Genomic DNA, 15,871 nt, shown 5'->3' with positions numbered 1-15,871 from the left:
GCGGACGGCCGGCTGTACGGAGCGGACGGCGGGCCCTACAGCCGGCGCGCGGTCAGCGCACGTCGACGTAGTCGGCCCACGGGACCGGCGCGTGGAAGTGCGTGGCGTCGCCGTAGTACCGCAGCCGCCAGGTGCCGTCGACGGTCGCCTTCGCCCTGAGCGAGACCTTTCCGCCGGCGGTCGAGCGGCCGGTGGCGACCTGACGCCAGGTCGTCGAGCCCTTCGCCTGGAACTGCAGGGCCACGGCCCCGTTCCCGTACGCCCGCCACGCCCCGCTCGTGTGGTGCTGGAGCGTGCCCGTCGCGGTGACGTACGCGCCCTTGCGGACCGGCTCGGGTCCGGCGTTCATGCCGGTGATCCGGGCCTCGGTGCGGACGAGACGGAAGACGCCGCTCACCGCCTCGGTGAGGATGTCGGACTGCGGGTGCCGCAGCCGGTAGTAGCCGCCGCGGCTGGTGGCGGTGACGGTCGTGGTGGGGTAGTAGTCGTTCGCCTTCGTGGAGCCGATCTTCCGCCAGCCGGTCCGGCCGTCGGCCGAGACCTCCAGGTAGAGCGCCTGGGCGTCGAAGGAGGCCTTGATGTCGTACGTGGCGCGGAGGGTGCTGGTCACGCTCACCCTGCCCTCGTTCGACAGGAGGCGTGAGCCGAGGATGATCCTCGCCTCCTGCGGGTTCGCGAGCGGGCCGCCCACGTCATCGCTGAAGCGCTGGTACGGGTCGACCGGGACGGCCGACCAGCCGCCGGACGGACCCGGGAGGGCGGGGATCCTCGCCGTGAAGCGTCCGTCGGCGTCCGTCGTGACGACCTTGGCGTAGGCGGAGTCGTAGAACTGGAGCGCGCCCGGGCCGACCTTGACCTGCTGGCCCGCGAGGGGCGCGCCGCCGTTCTGCGGGTCGGTCATCCGGCCGGTGACGACGGCGTGCTGGCCGGGGAGGACACGGGCCCGGTCGACGCTCGCCTTCACGGTCACGACGTGCGGGCGGTAGGTGTAGAGGCTGTGGTCGTAGGAGACGCTGCCGTGCACCTCGTCGCTGTCCTCGGCGAAGGCGACCTTGAACGTGTCGCCCGGCCTGACGTCCCCGTACGCCTCGCCGGTGTAGGCGCCCGTCTCCGTGGTGACGGGGGACTGCACCGGGCTTTCCCGCGGGGTGGTCCGCCGGATGTCGACGCCGCGGCCGGCGATCGGCACGATGTCGCCGGAGCCGGGCTGGACTCCGGTCAGGGTGCCGCTGGGGACGGCGTTGCGGTCGTCCCAGCCGGGGGCGGAGAGGCCGAACTCCAGCTGCGGCATGAGCGTGAAGTCGAGGACGCCGGCGTCGGTGCGGGTGTGGCGGTTCCCGCGCGAGTCGGTGGCCGTGACGTCGACGGCGTACCGGCCCAGTGCGGGCACCGTGCCGCCGTCCTCGGTCAGCTTCAGCGGGTCGTGGTTCGTTCCGAAGCGCCCCCTGTTCCAGGTGAACTCGGGGACGGAGGGGATCTCCGCGACGACGGTGTCGCCCTTCCGGAGCGTCGCGGAGACCTGGGTGACCGTGACGCCGGGGGCGTCGGTCCAGGCGCTCACCTGGAAGGCGCCGCGCTGGTAGGCGTCGGTGGAGACGGGGCCGATGCCGATCGGGGACGGGGTGTCCGCCGCCGCGGGGGCCGCGGTGGCGCCGAGGAGGAGGCCCGCCGTGAGGGCCGTGGTGAGGGCGGTGGTGACGGTCGCCGCGAGGCCCGTCGTGAGGCCCGTGGTGACGGTCGCCGTGAGGCCCGTCGTGAGCGGGGCGGAGGGCCGTCGGAGGCCGGCCCGTCGGAGGTCAGCGCGCATCGATGTACTTCACCTTCGTCTCGCTGTAGAAGTAGCCGTTCGCGGACTGCTTCACCAGCGCCCAGGAGCCGTCGCCGTAGTTGGTGGCCTTGAAGCTGAACGTGCCGTTGCCCCCGGTGGTGACGTTCTTGGTCACCCAGTACCACTGGGAGTCGCCCTTGGGCTTGAACACGAGGGTGACCTTGGCGCCCTTGAGGGGCTTCCAGACGCCGCCGGTCTGCTGCTGGAGCGTGCCGGAGACGGTCATCTTGGAGTTCTTGTACGGCCGGGCCGGGGTGAGGGAGAACGCCGAGAACCGGGTCGGGACGCGGCCGAGGCGGACGCCGCCGGTGGACCTGTTGACGATGTGGTCCGACTCGTAGTGGTGCAGCCGGTAGAGGGCGTTGACGTGGGCCCGGGCGGAGACGTCGAAGGGGCAGTAGCCGGAGGTGCCGCCGCTCGCCCTGGAGTTGGCCAGGTTCCGCCAGGTCCGGCCGTTGTCGAGGGAGGACTGGAGGTAGACGGGCTGGTCCGAGCAGTAGCCCCGGGTCGTCATCCGGCCGCTGCCCCGGACCGTGCCGTACTCGTCGAGGGAGATGCGCCAGTCGGTGTACGAGAACGGCTGGGGGACGGCGATGGCGCCCTGGTCGTAGGCGTGGGACTGGTAGTACACCGACGGTGCCAGGGAGGTGTACACCTGCGTGCCGTACGTGGCGCGCGCCGGGTACGAGAAGCTGCCGTCGGCCGCCGAGGTGCCCTTGCCCATGAGTACCTGGGACGCCGGGGACACCACGGGAGGCTGGGAGGACGTGGTGATGAGCGGCGCGGCCGCGTACGGCTTCCAGCCGTCCGGGGTCAGGCGCTCGACGCGGCCGGAGACGGTGACGTTCGTGCCCACCTGGACGCGCCACTTGCCGAGGGTCGCCGAGATCCGGTACGCGGTCTTCTCGACGCCGACCTCGGGGAGGGGCGTGGCGTGGTTGGCCACGGTGTCGGCGGCGGACGCGGCGACGGTGGCGGTGCCGCCCCTGATCTCGGCGTTCGGTGTGAACGGCAGGGAGAAGGTGCCGTCCGCGCCGGTGGTGGCCGTGCCCGTCAGCTCCTGCCAGTTCTCCGCCACCGTGTTGATCTTGACCTTGACGGTGGTTCCCGCGCGGGCCGGCGTCACGGCGCCGGTGGCCGGGTCCCAGGTGGTGGCCGTACCGGAGAGGACGACCTTCCGGTCGGTGAGGCTGGTGGTCTTCCGGTCGAAGGAGACCCGGGAGACGCCGGTGTGCAGCTTGTGGACGTAGGAGCCGCCGGTCCAGCGCTTGACGGTGGAGCCGGACTGCCGGTACTCGACGAGGACCGGGTAGGCGCCGAACGGGGTGTCCTCGGGAAGCCGGAGCGCCTCGTCGGTGACGTGACCTGAGGGCAGGCCGGTGCCCGAGTCGCCGGACTGCCAGGTCAGGGAGTCGGTCGAGGCGAGCACGGCGGCGCCGGGGGCGGTGGAGGCCAGCACGCTGACCTTGACCCACAGCGGGTCGCCGGCGACCTGGACGCCGAGCCTGGCGTCGTCGGTGGTGAACGTGGCGGAGACGTCGGCCGCGTGGACGGCCGGGGCGTGGATGACGGCGGGCACGGTGACGGCCGCCGAGAGGACGAATACGGCTGCGGCACGCACGAGGGCGTGCGGAAGCCTGCGCGAAGAGCGCGGCAAAGGGGACCCCCCACAGGTCTGAAGTCGGCGGCTGCGCCATGGTCGAGGCGGCCGCGTGGGCAGCACTGTAGCGGTCAGGTGTTGAACACGTTCACTCGGTTTACGAAAGTGCCGGAAGTGCCGGAAGTGCCCCGGGGGAATGGTGGGGCGATGCTGGAAGGGGCCCTTCGTGAAGGGAACGGACCATGGTGACCCTCCTGACGACACCGGCCGACCGCGAACTGGTCGTCACCCGCACCTTCGACGCCCCGCCGGCCCGCGTCTGGCGGGCGTGGACGGAGCCCGAGCACGTACGGGAGTGGTACGGGGTCTCCGCGCTGACCACGACGGTCGTCGAGATCGACCTGCGGGTCGGCGGCGCCTGGCGCTGGGGCCAGACCGCCCCCGACGGCCAGGAGATCGTCTTCTCCGGCACGTACGAGGAGGTCGTGCCGGTCGAGCGGCTCGACTACACGGAGGTCTTCGAGCAGATGGCGGACTCCGGCGCCGTCCGCGTCACCCTCACCTTCGACGCGACCCCGGACGGCGGCACGGCCCTGACCAGCACGTCCTACTGGCTCTCGAACGAGGCCCGCGACCAGGCGCTCGCGGCGGGCATGGAAGCGGGGGTCCGGGAACAGTACGACCGTCTCGCGGAGCACCTGACGTCGATGTGAGGGGCCCTCTGCTATTCCCGGCGGAAGAGGGCCGTCCAGAGGAAGGGTTCGCCGAAGGCGGGGGAGTCGGTGGCCTCGTCGCGCATGCGGCGGAGTTCGACCTCCGTCAGGCCGGCGAAGATCGCCCTGAGGGAGGTGTCGGTGTACGCGAGTCCGCCGTCCAGCCGACCCTGCCGGTAGAAGTCCGCGTCCGGGCGCTCGGAGCCCATGCCGCCCTCCCCGGCGGCGAACGCGGTGAGGGAGAGGTGCCCGCCGGGGGCGAGGACGCGGTCCAGGAGCGCGAGGTAGCTGACGCGGCGGTGCGGCGGCAGGTGGTGGAAGCAGCCGGAGTCGTGGACGAGGTCGTACGGCCCGTCGAGGGCGGTGTCGGCCGCGAACGCGTCACCGCGGACGAACCGGATTCCGGCCGCCCCGGCTTCCCGGGCCCGCTCCTCGGCCCAGCGGATCGCGGTGGGGGAGAGGTCGACGGCGTCCACCCGGTAGCCGAGCGACGCGAGGTGGAGGGCGTTCCGGCCGGGCCCGCACCCGAGGTCGAGGACCCGCCCGCCCGCCGGGAGCAGTCCCCGCTCGACGTACGACACCAGGTTCTCGTCGGGCTTGGCGACGAAGAACGGCACGGGCTTGTCCCGGTCGGCGTAGAAGCCGTCCCACCAGTCCGCCCCGCCGTCCGTCCAGCGGTCGGCGTCGGGCGCGAAGAGCCCGTCGAGCAGGGTCAGTACGTCGTCGACGGTGCGGATGCTCCGGTCGGTCCCACCCATGTGCGTCTCCCTTTCGAGGCCTTCGAGGCCTTCGAGTCCACCCGAGACCCTCTGGGTCCCTCCGAGTCCCTTCAGGTTAGGGGGAGTTGAGGTAAAAGACCAGGTCAGGGGTGGTGTGGGGAGGGGGTGTGGGGTGCGGGGAGGGCCTCCTGCGGTCGCCCCGGAGCCGGGGGTGCCGGGTGGGGCGGGGGTCGCCCGGAGGGGGCCCGCAGGGGCGGGAAGAGGGCTTCGCGGCCACCGCCGAGGGCACTTCCTCGGCGGGTTTCCGGCGGTCGGCCCCGACCCGCTGACGAGGGGGAGGAAAGGCGCCGATCTGGCAGTTGACCCGCGGGTGCGGACCGGCCGAAAGGCCCCGCGTTTCAACCGGTCGCGCCTCTCCGGACCGGCCCCGGCGGCGCGGGCCCGTGTCCCGTTCCACTATGCGGCCGCCGCGCGGTGCGCTCCGTCCAGGAGGGCGAGTTCCTCGGGGGTCAGCCGGAGGGCGCCGGCGGCGACGTTGGCGACGAGGTGGGCCGGGTCCCCGGTGCCGGGGATGGCGAGGAGGTGGGGGCCCTGGTGGAGGGTCCAGGCGGTCCGGATCTCGGCGGGGCTCACACCGTGGGCCTCGGCGACGGCCAGCACCTCGGGGTTCTCGGGGACGGTCGCTCCGCCCTGCCGGCCGGCGGCGGCGATCGCGTAGAACGGCACGAAGGCGATGCCCTGCTCGCCGCAGTGCCGCACGAAGTCCTCGTACTCGGGGCGGACCCCGATGCCGTACATGTTCTGCACGCAGACGACGGGGGCGATGGTCCGCGCCTCGGCGAGCTGCTCGGGAGTGATGTTGGAGACGCCGAGATGCCGGATGAGCCCGGCCTCGCGGAGCTCGGCGAGGGCGCCGAAGCGTTCGGCGATCGAATCGGTGCCGAGGACGCGGAGGTTGACGACGTCGAGGTGGTCGCGGCCGAGCTGGCGCAGGTTCTCCTCGACCTGACCGCGCAGGGCCTGCGGGGTGCGGGCGTGCTCGCTCCACGCGCCGGTCACGTCACGCGCCGGGCCGACCTTGGTGGCGATGACGAGGTCGTCGGGGTAGGGCCCGCCGAGCGCGCTGCGGATCAGCTCGTTGGCGGAGCGGAGCGGGGAGAAGTAGAAGGCGGCGGTGTCGATGTGGTTCACGCCCAGCTCGACGGCCTTGCGCAGCACGGCGATCGCCTCGCCACGATCACGCGACACGGCCCCTTCGACAAGTGCCTCCCCCCGCTGAGGCAGCCGCATGGCCCCGAATCCGACCCGGTTGACGGGCAGATCGCCGAGCAACCAGGTGCCGGATGCGGAGGCGTCGGGGGTGGGGGTGGTGGATGCGGCGACAGGGGTGGGGGTGGTGGTCATGCGGGGGATGATCCCTCAGGGGCGGGAGTACTGCCAGTGGATGGCCCGCCCCATGGCGGCGCCGTCTCTCGTGAACACGATTCACCGGGTCCGGCCCCCGCACGGCTCGCTCAGACCTTCACCGGGTCCGGCTCCGGCTGCGTCGTCCCCGGCGGCGTCGGCGGCGTCGGTCCGCCGGTCGCGGCCGTCACCTCCGCCGGTTCCGTCTCGGTGTCGACGTCGAACTCCTCCAGGAGTTCCTTGCTGAAGCCCCAGAAGTACGTCGCCGTGAACCCGGCCAGGTAGCCGACGATCAGGCCGCCCGCGTAGATCGCGATGGTCACGCCGAGGCCCTTGCCGCCGTCGAGGAGCGGGAAGAGCGCCCAGCCCGACGGGCCGATCGCGGTCGAGCCCACGGTGTCGCCCAGCATGCTGAACAGACCGACGAAGCCGCCGCCGAACGCGCCGCCGACGCAGGCCGTGACGAACGGGCGGCCCAGCGGGAGCGAGACGCCGTAGATCAGGGGCTCGCCGACGCCCAGGAAGCCGGCCGGGAGGGCGGACCTGATGGTGCGGCGGATGGAGCCGTTGCGGGGGAGCTTCAGGTAGACGGCCATGGCCGCGCCGACCTGGCCCGCGCCCGCCATCGCGAGGATGGGCAGGAGGACCGTGTAGCCCTGCTGCTCGATGAGCGTGGTGTGGATCGGGATGAGTGCCTGGTGCAGGCCCAGCATCACCAGCGGCAGGAAGAGGCCGCCGAGGAGGAAGCCGGCTCCGGCGCCCGCGTGCGCGAGGAGCCAGTCGGCGAACTCGCCGATCGCGGTGGAGATCTCACCGGCCACGAACATCAGGCCGAAGATGGTGACGAGGCCCGAGATCAGGACGGTCAGGGTCGGGGTGACCAGGACGTCCAGGGCCTCAGGCACCCAGCGGCGGCACCACTTCTCCACGTACACCGCGAGGACGGCCGCGCCGAGCGCGCCGAGCACGCCGCCCTGGCCGGGGGAGAGCGTCTGGCCGAAGGCGTCGATCTTGGCGACGCCGGGGAAGACGATGATCGCCGCGACCGCGCCGCCGAGGATCGCCGTACCGCCGAACTCCTTCGCCGTGTTGTAGCCGACGAAGACCGCGATGAGCGCCATGAAGCCGCTCGCCATCGCCGCGAGGGCGGGGGTGACGGAGGGCAGCCACCCGAGGTTGATCAGCAGGCCGTTGAGGCCGGCGATGATGCCGCAGCCGATGAGGGCGGGGATCAGCGGGACGAAGATGTTCGCGATCCGGCGGAGGAAGAGCTTGAACGGGGTGGCGTTCCTCGCCTTCCTCGCCGCCTTGAGCGCCTCGCCCTGGGCGGCGAGTTCGTCGGCGCCGTGGGCCGTGGAGGGGGCGGGCTTCGGGGCCGCCGCCACCAGGGCCTCCAGCTCCGGGGTCACCCGGGCGACCGTGCCCGGGCCGAGGACGATCTGGTACGTGTCGTCCTCCACCACGCCCATCACGGAGGGCAGGGCCTTGAGGGCCTGGTCCTGGACGAGCGAGCGGTCCCGCAGGCCCAGCCGGAGCCGGGTCATGCAGTGGGCCACGGAGCTGATGTTCTCGGCGCCGCCGACGAGGGGGAGGATCGCGGCGGCGATGGCGCGGTTCTTGTCGTCTGTGCTCATGGTGCGGTGGTGCCTTGCTGTGAGGGGAGGGGGCTCAGCCGGTCTTCGCGTGCAGCGCCGCACGCAGGTGACCCTGGGAGTCGGTCAGCCGCTCGGCGGCCGTCGGGGCGTCGATGTCGGCGAGGATCATGAGGATCGCGTTCTTCACCTCACCGTCGGCGGCGGCGAGGGCGGTCTCGATCTGCTCGTCCGGGGCGCCGGTGGCGAGGGCGACGATCCGTCGCGAGCGCGCCTGGAGCTTCTCGTTGGAGGCGCGGACGTCGACCATCAGGTTTCCGTAGGTCTTGCCCAGCCGGATCATGGTGATCGTCGAGATCATGTTGAGGACGAGCTTCTGCGCGGTGCCCGCCTTGAGCCGGGTCGAGCCGGTGAGCAGCTCCGGGCCGGGGACGACCTCGATGCCGTGGTCGGCGGCGGCGGCGAGCGCGCTGTCCTCGTTGCAGGACAGTCCGATGGTGAGCGCGCCGAGGGTACGGGCGTGCTCGACGGCGCCGATGGCGTACGGGGTGCGGCCGGAGGCGGAGACGCCGACGACGGTGTCGTCCGCGGTGAGGCCGAGCGCGGTGAGGTCCTCGGCCGCGAGCTCCTTGGAGTCCTCGGCGCCTTCGACGGCCTTGACCATGGCGGACGGGCCGCCCGCGATGAGGCCGACGACCTGGTTCGGGTCGGTGTTGAAGGTGGGCGGGCACTCGCTGGCGTCGAGGACGCCGAGGCGGCCGGCGGTGCCGGCGCCCATGTAGACGAGGCGACCGCCGCGGGCCATGCGCGCGGCGGTCGCGTCGATCGCGGCGGCGATGGCGGGGAGCTGCCGGGCGACGGCGGCGGGGACGGTGGCGTCCTCGCCGTTCATGAGCGCGGCGATCTCGGCGGTGGGGAGCTGGTCGATCTCGGCCAGTTCCGGACGGAACGCCTCGGTGGTGAGGGTGGCCAGCTGGGCGCGGAGTTCGGAGTACGTAGCAGACACGTGCGGCTCTTTCGGTGCTGTGGTCTTCAGCGGGTGCGGGTGGTGCGGGTGGTGCGGGTGGTTCCGCGGGTGACGCTGTGGGCGTCAGCGGGTGCGGGGTGAGTGGCGGTGGGCGAGGGCCTCGTACGAGGCGGCGAGGGCAGGGGCCGCCGTGTCGTACGTGCGCTGCGTGACGCAGGTGAACAGGCAGTCCACGACCAGGAGTTGGCTGGTCCGGGACGACATGGCAGCGGGGCGCAGTTCGCTCTCGCGGGCGGTGGAGGTGGTGAGGATGTGGTCCGCGTACTGCGTGACGGGCCCGTCCGGGCGGCCGGTGATCGCGACCGTCGTCGCGCCGTGGTCGAAGGCGACCCGGAGCGGTTCTATGACGTCGCCGGTCGATCCGGAGTGGGTGATGGCGATGGCGACGTCGCCGGAGCGGAGCTGCACGGCGTTGGTGACGGCGAGGTGCGGGTCGCTGTGGGCGTGCGCGATCAGGCCGATGCGGAGGAGTTTCTGGCCGAGGTCCTGGGCGACGAGGCCGGAGGCGCCGACGCCGTAGATGTCGACTCGGCGGGCGGTGGCGAGGGCGGCGACGGCGGCGCCGAGCTGGACGGTGTCGAGCCCGGCGGCGGTGTCGGCGAGGGTCTGCTGCTCGTCGTAGGCCAGCTTGGCGACGACGTCGGCGATCGGGTCGTCGACGGCGATGTCGGCGGTGACGGCGGGCGCCCGGCCCGACTGCTGCTGGGCGGCGAGCCCGGCGAGGGCGAGCCGCAGGTCGCGGTAGCCGGGGTAGCCGAGGAGGCGGGCGGTCCGGACGACGGTCGCCTCGCTGGTGCCGGTGAGTTCGGCCAGGCCGGTGACCGTGAGCGCGGCGCAGCCGGCCGGGTCCCCGGCGACGGCCTCGGCGACCCGCTGCATGGAGCGGGTCATGGACGGCGCGAGGGTCCGCACCTTGGCGGCGAGGGCGGCGGGGGCGGGGGGCGCGGGCGGCGCGCCGCTGGTGAAACTTTCCTTCACGTCATTGGTCACACCTGAAAGATACTTTCGGCCTGGTGGCGCGACAAGACCCCCTCGGTCCCGGATCCGGAGGGGACCTTCGCCCTTTTCCGTGCGGCCGACGCGTGACGGTTTCGTCCGGCGGACGGGTGACGGGTGACAATGAGTCCATGGACGACATAGACCCCGTGGAGCAGGCGCTGCACGCCGCTCGCGCACTGGTGCTGGCCGACCTCGCGGCCCGGCGGGTCGCGGCCGCCGAGGTCGTGTCGATGGTGGAGGACGCGGTGACCCACCGGCGCTGGTGGGTCGAGCAGTGGCCCGAGGGCCGGGCGTACGTCGCCGGCCTCGTCGCCCAGGACGTCCAGGACGCCCTGCTCGAACGGCACGGCCGCTGGCCGATCTGCCCGGTCTGCTCCTCGGGCGATCCGCACGCCCTCGACGTGGAACCCGAGCTGGGGCCTGACCCGCACTGGGTCTGCGGCAAGCAGGGAGTGGTGGTCGCGCCGGTGGGCGGGCTGACGTGAGCGGGTGGGCCGGTGTGAGCGGGCGGGCTGATGCGAGCGGGTGGCGGGCCGTGGTGAGTGGGCGGCGGCGCGAGGCGGAGGCGGTCAGGCTGTGACGCTCTACATCGACCCGCCCACCTGGCCGGGGCACGGCCGCATGTGGTCGCACCTGGTCAGCGACGTCTCCTTCGAGGAGCTGCACGCATTCGCCGCCTCGATCGGCGCCCCGCCGCGCGCCTTCGAGCGCGACCACTACGACATCCCCCAGGAGCGGTACGCGGACGCGGTGGTGGGCGGCGCGGTCGAGGTCGGCTCCAAGGAGCTCCTGCGGCGCCTCACGGAGGCGGGGCTGAGGCGCCCGAAGGGCCGCCCGACGGCCTGAGGCGCCCCCGACGGCCCGAGGAAGGGCTGCCCGACGGCCTGAGGCGCCCCGACGGCCTGAGGCGCTCGGCCGACGTCCTGAGGCCGCTCCTACTCGACCCGTGCGGCGATGGCCCGGGCGCAGTCGAGGGACTCGGTGTGCGTGGTGTCGACCTCCACGTCGTACAACACGCCCTCGTGCACGACGTGCGCCTGCTTCGCGGCCATTCCCGTGACCCGGTCGCCCCGGGCGGTCTCCCGGCCCTCGGCGACGGCGCTGTCGCAGCGGACGCCGACCCAGAGCACGTCGAGGTCGCCGACGAAGCTCCGCCAGCGGTCCTGGGCGGCGGCTCCGCTCAGGAAGACGTCGTCGACGATGATCCGGGCTCCCGCGCGGGCCATCGCGACGACGCCTTCGGCCCAGGCTCCCTCCAGGGCGCGGAACTCCGCCCCGATGGTCACGCCGCCGTCCGCGTCGAACCCGATGCCGTCCTCGGCGCTCTGCATCCTCAGGGGCATGGCGTCGATGAGCGAGTCGACGCCGAACGCCAGCCACGGATCGGGCAGGACGGCCTGGAGGCACCGTACGATCCCGGACTTCCCGGCGCTGGAACCGCCGTTGAGGATGATCATCTGTGTCGTCACGGTGTCACGGTACGGCGAGGGCCGCGCCGCCCGACAAGGGTTTTCGCCCGCGCGGGGGCCGGGCGTCAGCGGGTCGGCACGGTCTCCTCCGCCGGCCGTGGCGCGCCGGACGTCACCACCCGCGACGGGGACCGGTGGAGCTTCAGGGCCACCGCCGCCGTGCCGAGGCCGACCGCCGTCATCGCCGCGCCCGCCCAGGCGGTGGAGGCGAAGCCGAGGCCGGCGTCGATGACCGTGCCGCCGAGCCAGGGGCCGCCGGTGTTGCCGAGGTTGAAGGCGGCGGTGGTGGTGGCGCCCGCGAGGGTGGGGGCGGCGCCCGCGACGTTGAACATGCGGGCGTTGAGGGCGGGGGCGGTGTAGAAGGCGGAGACGCCGAGGAGGAAGGTCAGCACGATCGTGGCGACCGGGCTGGACGCGAGGAGGGCCAGGGCGACCAGGAAGACGGTGGAGGCGGTGATGCCGGTGAGCAGCACGCCGAAGAGGTGGGCGTCGGCGACACGGCCGCCGATCGTCGTACCGATGACGGCGCCGATGCCGAAGAGCCCGAGGACGCCCGAGACCCAGCCCTTGTCGAGGCCGGAGACGTCGGTGAGCAGCGGCGCGAGGTAGGAGAAGGCGCAGAAGACGCCGCCCGCCGCGAGGGCGGTGACGACGACGGAGAGCAGGACCTGGCGGTCGCGGTAGATGGTGAGCTCCCGCTTGAGGCGGGGCTTCGTCTCCGGGAGCGGGATGCGCGGGATGCGGGTCGCGACGCCGACGAGCGCGATCGCGGAGGCGGCGGCGACCGCCCAGAACGCGGAGCGCCAGCCGAGGTGCTCGCCGAGGAAGGCGCCGGCGGGGACGCCGAGGACGTTGGCGATGGAGAGGCCGCCGATCATGACCGCCATGGCGCGGGCGCGCGAGTTGACCGGGACCATCGCGATGGCGACCGCCGCGCCGACCGCCCAGAAGCCCGCGCAGGCGAGGGCGCTGATGACGCGGGAGGCGAAGAGGATCGCGTAGTTGGGGGCGAGGGCGCCGGCTATCTGGCCGAGGCCGAAGAGGGTGATCAGCGCGATCAGGGTGGTCTTGCGGGGGAGCCGGAGGGTGGCGACGGCGAGGAGGGGGGCGCCGACGACCATGCCGATCGCGAAGGCCGAGATGAGCAGGCCCGCGCGGGGGATGGAGACGTTCATGTCCTCCGCGATGGGCGGCAGGAGTCCGGAGAGCATGAACTCGCTCGTGCCGAGTGCGAAGACGGAGAGGCCGAGGATATAGACGGCCAGCGGCATCCGCGTACGGGGGGCGGGTGCGCGGGACCCGGTCGCTTCGGCGGGCTCGGGCGACGCGGGTGGCGGGGACGAGTGGGGCGACTCGGAGGACTCGGCGGGCTCGGCGGGCTCGGCGGAGGGAGACGGCATGACATGGGTCAACCGTTGATTTGTTGCTGTCATTCCGGGGGTCCGGTTTTTCTCGCGATGCGAGACGTGGGCGGAGTCGGCGTCGGTTCTTTACGCCTGGCGACAAGATGATCGACTCGCGGTCGCTTTGTTCCTCGGTGGGTTGCGCGCGCCTTTGGGTGAGCTTTATTCGATCTTCATTTGTGGGTTCGTACGTGACACGTCCGTCAGTTCGGCGAGTTCACGTTCCAGGTTCTCCCGCGCCCTCCCCTCCCAGACCGCCGCCCCGTAAGGCGTGTGGAACAGTCGGGGGAGGTCGAGGAGGTGGCGGAGGATCGCCGCGCGGCCTTCGCGGAAGGCGGTGTCGGGGACGAATCCGTACTCCTCGCGGACCGCTGCCGCGTATCCCCGGTACGTAGCGGGGTCGGTGGCGAGGATCGCGAGGTCGGCGTCGCAGAGGGTCTCGCCGTTGAGGTCCCCGTCGGCCGGGTCGTGAGTGATCGTCAGGCGGACCAGGCGGGCCACCTCCGCCACCTCGTGCGGGGTGAGGCCGGCCTCGGTGAGGGCCTTCTCGGCGAGCAGGGCCGAGCGTTCCTCGTTCTCGGACCGTTCGGGCCGGTAGACCGCGTCGTGGAACCAGGCGGCGAGCCGGACGAGCTCCAACTCCCCGCCCTCGCCGCCCTGGTCGGTGAGTTCGTCGACGCGGTCGAGGACCGCGCGGAGGTGGTCGACCGTGTGGTAGCGGCGCTGCGGTTCGGCCCAACGGGCCAGCAGGTTAAGGCCGTAGGGGGTGGGGTCCGGGCCCCCGCGGCCGGAGCGGGCGGCGAGCAGGGTGGCGTTCCACCGGCGGAGGAGCGCGGGGTCCTGGCCCGCGGGGCTCCGGTGCGCGGTGTCCCGGTCCGTGGCGCCGGTTCGGTCCGTGGTGTCCTGCGTCGCGGGGTCCTGGTCTGCGGTCATGGGGGCATTCTGCCCGGCGGCAAGGGCGGAACGGGTGCTTCCCACGCAGGGCCGCCCCCGTCCTCACCTCACGTCACGGGCGACGCCTCCACCCGGATCCGCGCCTACGCGGGCCGCCCGCCGGTGCGAACCCGCTACGAGCTGACGGGCGCGACGGAACACGAACTCCTCATCTACCGCTGAGCGGTCACCTCGACATGATGAAGTCCAGCGCGAAGCCCGAGGCGGTCGTCCAGTAGGTGACGAGCTGGCCGTCGTCCGCGTACAGCGTGCTGACGGGCATGGGGACGTCGATCGGCCCGCCGGCGCGGCTGCCGGGCTTCCTGCCCTGGAGGGTGAGGGTGATGTGCTTCGCCTCGTACTCGTCCCTGGCGCCCCCGCTGACGAGGAGCGCGGCGTAGGCCTCCTTGCCCGGTTCGAGGGTGACGGGCACGCCCGGGTCCGAGTCGCTCTCCTTGATCACGGGGGTCGGCGCGGCGGCGTCGCCCAGCATGACGTGCGGGTAGTTGTAGAGGTCGCAGGTGTCGTCGCCGGCGTTCTGGACGGTGAGCACGAAGTGCCTGTTCTCGTCCTTGTCCGTGGGCTCCTCGACCGCCGAGACCGAGAGGTCCTCGGCGGTGCAGGCGGCGACGGCGCCGCTGCCGCCGTCGGGCTTGGACGTGGTGGTCCTGCTGGGCGCGGGCGCGGGCGTGTCGCTCGGCTTCGTCGGCTTCGTCGGGCTCGTCGGGCTCGTCGGACTCGTCGGGCTCGTCGCGCTCGGCGGGGCCGAGGACGTGCCCGGCGCCGTGGCGTCGGCCTCGTTCGGCCCGCACGCCGTGGAGGTGAGCAGCGCGGCGACGACGGCGGCCCCTGCGGCGCAGGGCTTCCAGCCCCTGCGGGGCGTGCGGGCGCGAAGGATAGAAGCGTTCATGGTGTGTTCCCCCGTGAAGAAAGGCCGTGCGAGGCCTCTCCCGGCGCTCGCTGGCGACCAGATTCTGCTCGGTGCTCGCCCTCGACACCCTTGCTGTCGGCATCTGTTACCGAGGAGGTACAGGGAATCGGCCGTTCCGTACACTCCGCGCACAGCGTCTCGTCCGCGACGGGCCGGAACAGCATCGGCTGGGTGTGCCCGCCGCCCGCGCACTCCCGCGCCCCCGCGAGCCGCGCCGACAGCGGAGGCCCGGACGGAGCGCCGGGGGCGGCCGGGGCCACGGGTAGGGGCGGCAGGGCGCGCGGCGGTACGTCGCGGAGCAGGTACCGCACCAGACCCCCTGGGCGGTGTACGGGGGTGTCGGCGCCGGGAAGTCCGCGCAGGACGTGCGCGTGGATGTCGGCGGAGGTGTGTCCGGCGTCGAGCCAGCGGGCGGCGAGCCGGGTGAGTTCGTCGCGCATGCCGGGCGGGATACGGCGGAGGGCGGGGGAGAGGAGCGGGAGAACACCGACGAGGGCCCGGGCTTCTTCCAACTGCTCGGGAGCGGGGGTGGTCTCGGGTGTGGGCGCGGGTACGGTCCCGGCCGAGGGCGCGGGTGCCGTCTCGGGTCGGGGCGGAAGGTTGGAGGTCTTCTCCCCAAGGTGTTTTTCTGGATGACCGTCGGTCGACGGGGCCACCGGCGCATCGACGGCCGCCGCACCGACGGCCCGATTCCGGGCACTCGGTGCGACCTGCGGGGATACGCGGTCCGGGCCGCCACCGGGCGGTACGGGGCTCCCGCCGAGGACCTTGGCGGCCCGGTCCGGACTCAACGGGGTGTTCGAGACGAGCTGTTCAGTGGTCCAGAGCCCGCCGGCCGCCTGTACCCGCCGCTCGTGCACGAAACCCTCGGCGATGAGCTGACGCTTGGCGCGGGTGAAGGCCGTCGCCCCGATGCCCGCGCGCTCGGCGGTACGGGAAAGGTTCTCCCTGGCGCCCCGGGGGAGCGAGAGCTGCCAGGTCAGCAGGCGCACGGCGTCGGAGGTGAGCCGAGGGTGCCGGATGATCTCGTGGGAGAACGGGGTGTAGGCGCGCGAGGGCGCGATAAAGTGCCGACAGATCACAGGTGGACTCTTCCCACTGGTGGTTGAGGCCCCTGGCGATGATTCGCAGTCATCGGCGGGGGCCGTTTGGCGCTCACCATACTGAACGGAAAGTGTCCAGACGGACACACCGGGTAAAGTCGCCCCGTACGAGTGAAGCCCCCTGGTCGGAGGCGGCCGGTCGGAGCCGGA

At 72.8% G+C, this 15,871-nt stretch carries 15 protein-coding genes; 3 read left to right on the top strand and 12 right to left on the bottom strand.

The genetic code is table 11. The features are described from left to right. Positions 1-52: 52 nt before the first annotated feature. Both ACRRSS_RS33500 and ACRRSS_RS33495 read right to left on the bottom strand, forming a co-directional pair. Complete coding sequence (locus ACRRSS_RS33500) at positions 53-1,807, bottom strand: hypothetical protein (RefSeq protein ID WP_435974754.1); 1,755 nt, start codon at positions 1,805-1,807, stop codon at positions 53-55. Next, positions 1,797-3,449 carry a hypothetical protein gene (locus tag ACRRSS_RS33495; RefSeq protein WP_435974753.1) on the bottom strand — a complete coding sequence of 551 codons (1,653 nt, stop codon included), beginning with the start codon at positions 3,447-3,449 and terminating at the stop codon, positions 1,797-1,799. Before ACRRSS_RS33495 ends, ACRRSS_RS33500 begins: the two co-directional genes overlap by 11 nt. Positions 3,450-3,670: 221 nt before the next feature. Between ACRRSS_RS33495 and ACRRSS_RS33490 the strand changes: the two genes are divergently transcribed. Next, positions 3,671-4,141: an SRPBCC domain-containing protein gene (locus ACRRSS_RS33490; RefSeq protein ID WP_435974752.1), complete on the top strand. Its 471-nt coding sequence runs from the start codon at positions 3,671-3,673 to the stop codon at positions 4,139-4,141. 11 nt (positions 4,142-4,152) lie between these two features. On the opposite strand, the gene ACRRSS_RS33485 is transcribed toward ACRRSS_RS33490, so the two are convergent. From ACRRSS_RS33485 to ACRRSS_RS33465, 5 genes are all read right to left on the bottom strand, one after another. Further along, on the bottom strand, positions 4,153-4,899 hold the full coding sequence (locus ACRRSS_RS33485; RefSeq protein WP_435974751.1) for a class I SAM-dependent methyltransferase: 747 nt from the start codon (positions 4,897-4,899) through the stop codon (positions 4,153-4,155). Positions 4,900-5,316: 417 nt separating this feature from the next. Continuing rightward, positions 5,317-6,264 carry an aldo/keto reductase gene (locus tag ACRRSS_RS33480; RefSeq protein WP_435974750.1) on the bottom strand — a complete coding sequence of 316 codons (948 nt, stop codon included), beginning with the start codon at positions 6,262-6,264 and terminating at the stop codon, positions 5,317-5,319. Between the two features lie 110 nt (positions 6,265-6,374). Further along, positions 6,375-7,898 (bottom strand): PTS transporter subunit EIIC, encoded by a 1,524-nt coding sequence (locus tag ACRRSS_RS33475; protein ID WP_435974749.1) that lies wholly within the window; start codon positions 7,896-7,898, stop codon positions 6,375-6,377. A 34-nt stretch (positions 7,899-7,932) separates the two neighbouring features. Then, a complete protein-coding gene (gene murQ / locus ACRRSS_RS33470; protein ID WP_435974748.1) occupies positions 7,933-8,862 on the bottom strand; it encodes an N-acetylmuramic acid 6-phosphate etherase in 930 nt (309 codons plus the stop codon). A gap of 84 nt (positions 8,863-8,946) precedes the next feature. Further along, a complete protein-coding gene (locus ACRRSS_RS33465) occupies positions 8,947-9,873 on the bottom strand; it encodes a MurR/RpiR family transcriptional regulator (RefSeq protein ID WP_435974747.1) in 927 nt (308 codons plus the stop codon). A 137-nt stretch (positions 9,874-10,010) separates the two neighbouring features. Here ACRRSS_RS33465 and ACRRSS_RS33460 point away from each other — a divergent pair, with 137 nt between their 5' ends. Beyond that, a complete protein-coding gene (locus tag ACRRSS_RS33460; RefSeq protein ID WP_435974746.1) occupies positions 10,011-10,367 on the top strand; it encodes a hypothetical protein in 357 nt (118 codons plus the stop codon). Positions 10,368-10,458: 91 nt separating this feature from the next. Next, on the top strand, positions 10,459-10,728 hold the full coding sequence (locus ACRRSS_RS33455) for a DUF4031 domain-containing protein (protein ID WP_351902645.1): 270 nt from the start codon (positions 10,459-10,461) through the stop codon (positions 10,726-10,728). Between the two features lie 89 nt (positions 10,729-10,817). Here ACRRSS_RS33455 and cpt read toward each other — a convergent pair whose 3' ends face one another. The 5 genes from cpt to ACRRSS_RS33430 all read right to left on the bottom strand — a co-directional run bounded on the left by cpt (position 10,818) and on the right by ACRRSS_RS33430 (position 15,700). Continuing rightward, the gene (gene cpt / locus ACRRSS_RS33450) at positions 10,818-11,351 is read right to left on the bottom strand and encodes a chloramphenicol phosphotransferase CPT (protein WP_435974745.1); all 534 of its coding nucleotides are present in this window, start codon (positions 11,349-11,351) and stop codon (positions 10,818-10,820) included. A 65-nt stretch (positions 11,352-11,416) separates the two neighbouring features. Beyond that, the gene (locus ACRRSS_RS33445) at positions 11,417-12,622 is read right to left on the bottom strand and encodes a Cmx/CmrA family chloramphenicol efflux MFS transporter (RefSeq protein ID WP_435975490.1); all 1,206 of its coding nucleotides are present in this window, start codon (positions 12,620-12,622) and stop codon (positions 11,417-11,419) included. Between the two features lie 294 nt (positions 12,623-12,916). After that, positions 12,917-13,687 (bottom strand): HD domain-containing protein, encoded by a 771-nt coding sequence (locus ACRRSS_RS33440; RefSeq protein ID WP_435974744.1) that lies wholly within the window; start codon positions 13,685-13,687, stop codon positions 12,917-12,919. Between the two features lie 187 nt (positions 13,688-13,874). Beyond that, on the bottom strand, positions 13,875-14,597 hold the full coding sequence (locus ACRRSS_RS33435) for a DUF4232 domain-containing protein (protein ID WP_435974743.1): 723 nt from the start codon (positions 14,595-14,597) through the stop codon (positions 13,875-13,877). Then, a complete protein-coding gene (locus ACRRSS_RS33430; protein ID WP_435974742.1) occupies positions 14,594-15,700 on the bottom strand; it encodes a hypothetical protein in 1,107 nt (368 codons plus the stop codon). The genes ACRRSS_RS33435 and ACRRSS_RS33430 overlap by 4 nt, the downstream gene beginning before the upstream one ends. Positions 15,701-15,871 lie beyond the last annotated feature (171 nt).

The sequence above is a fragment of the Streptomyces sp. Qhu_M48 genome, assembly GCF_051305195.1.
Lineage (GTDB): Bacteria > Actinomycetota > Actinomycetes > Streptomycetales > Streptomycetaceae > Streptomyces.
The sequence above is the reverse complement of the archived record's forward strand: the minus strand, read 5'-3'. Positions and strand labels throughout refer to the sequence as shown.

Coding starts and splice junctions, on each gene's coding strand:
- ACRRSS_RS33500 (WP_435974754.1), bottom strand. CDS start 1,807: ATGCGCGCTGACCTCCGACGGGCCGGCCTCCGACGGCCCTCCGCCCCG.
- ACRRSS_RS33490 (WP_435974752.1), top strand. CDS start 3,671: ATGGTGACCCTCCTGACGACACCGGCCGACCGCGAACTGGTCGTCACC.
- ACRRSS_RS33485 (WP_435974751.1), bottom strand. CDS start 4,899: ATGGGTGGGACCGACCGGAGCATCCGCACCGTCGACGACGTACTGACC.
- ACRRSS_RS33480 (WP_435974750.1), bottom strand. CDS start 6,264: ATGACCACCACCCCCACCCCTGTCGCCGCATCCACCACCCCCACCCCC.
- ACRRSS_RS33475 (WP_435974749.1), bottom strand. CDS start 7,898: ATGAGCACAGACGACAAGAACCGCGCCATCGCCGCCGCGATCCTCCCC.
- ACRRSS_RS33460 (WP_435974746.1), top strand. CDS start 10,011: ATGGACGACATAGACCCCGTGGAGCAGGCGCTGCACGCCGCTCGCGCA.
- ACRRSS_RS33445 (WP_435975490.1), bottom strand. CDS start 12,622: ATGCCGCTGGCCGTCTATATCCTCGGCCTCTCCGTCTTCGCACTCGGC.
- ACRRSS_RS33440 (WP_435974744.1), bottom strand. CDS start 13,687: ATGACCGCAGACCAGGACCCCGCGACGCAGGACACCACGGACCGAACC.
- ACRRSS_RS33435 (WP_435974743.1), bottom strand. CDS start 14,597: ATGAACGCTTCTATCCTTCGCGCCCGCACGCCCCGCAGGGGCTGGAAG.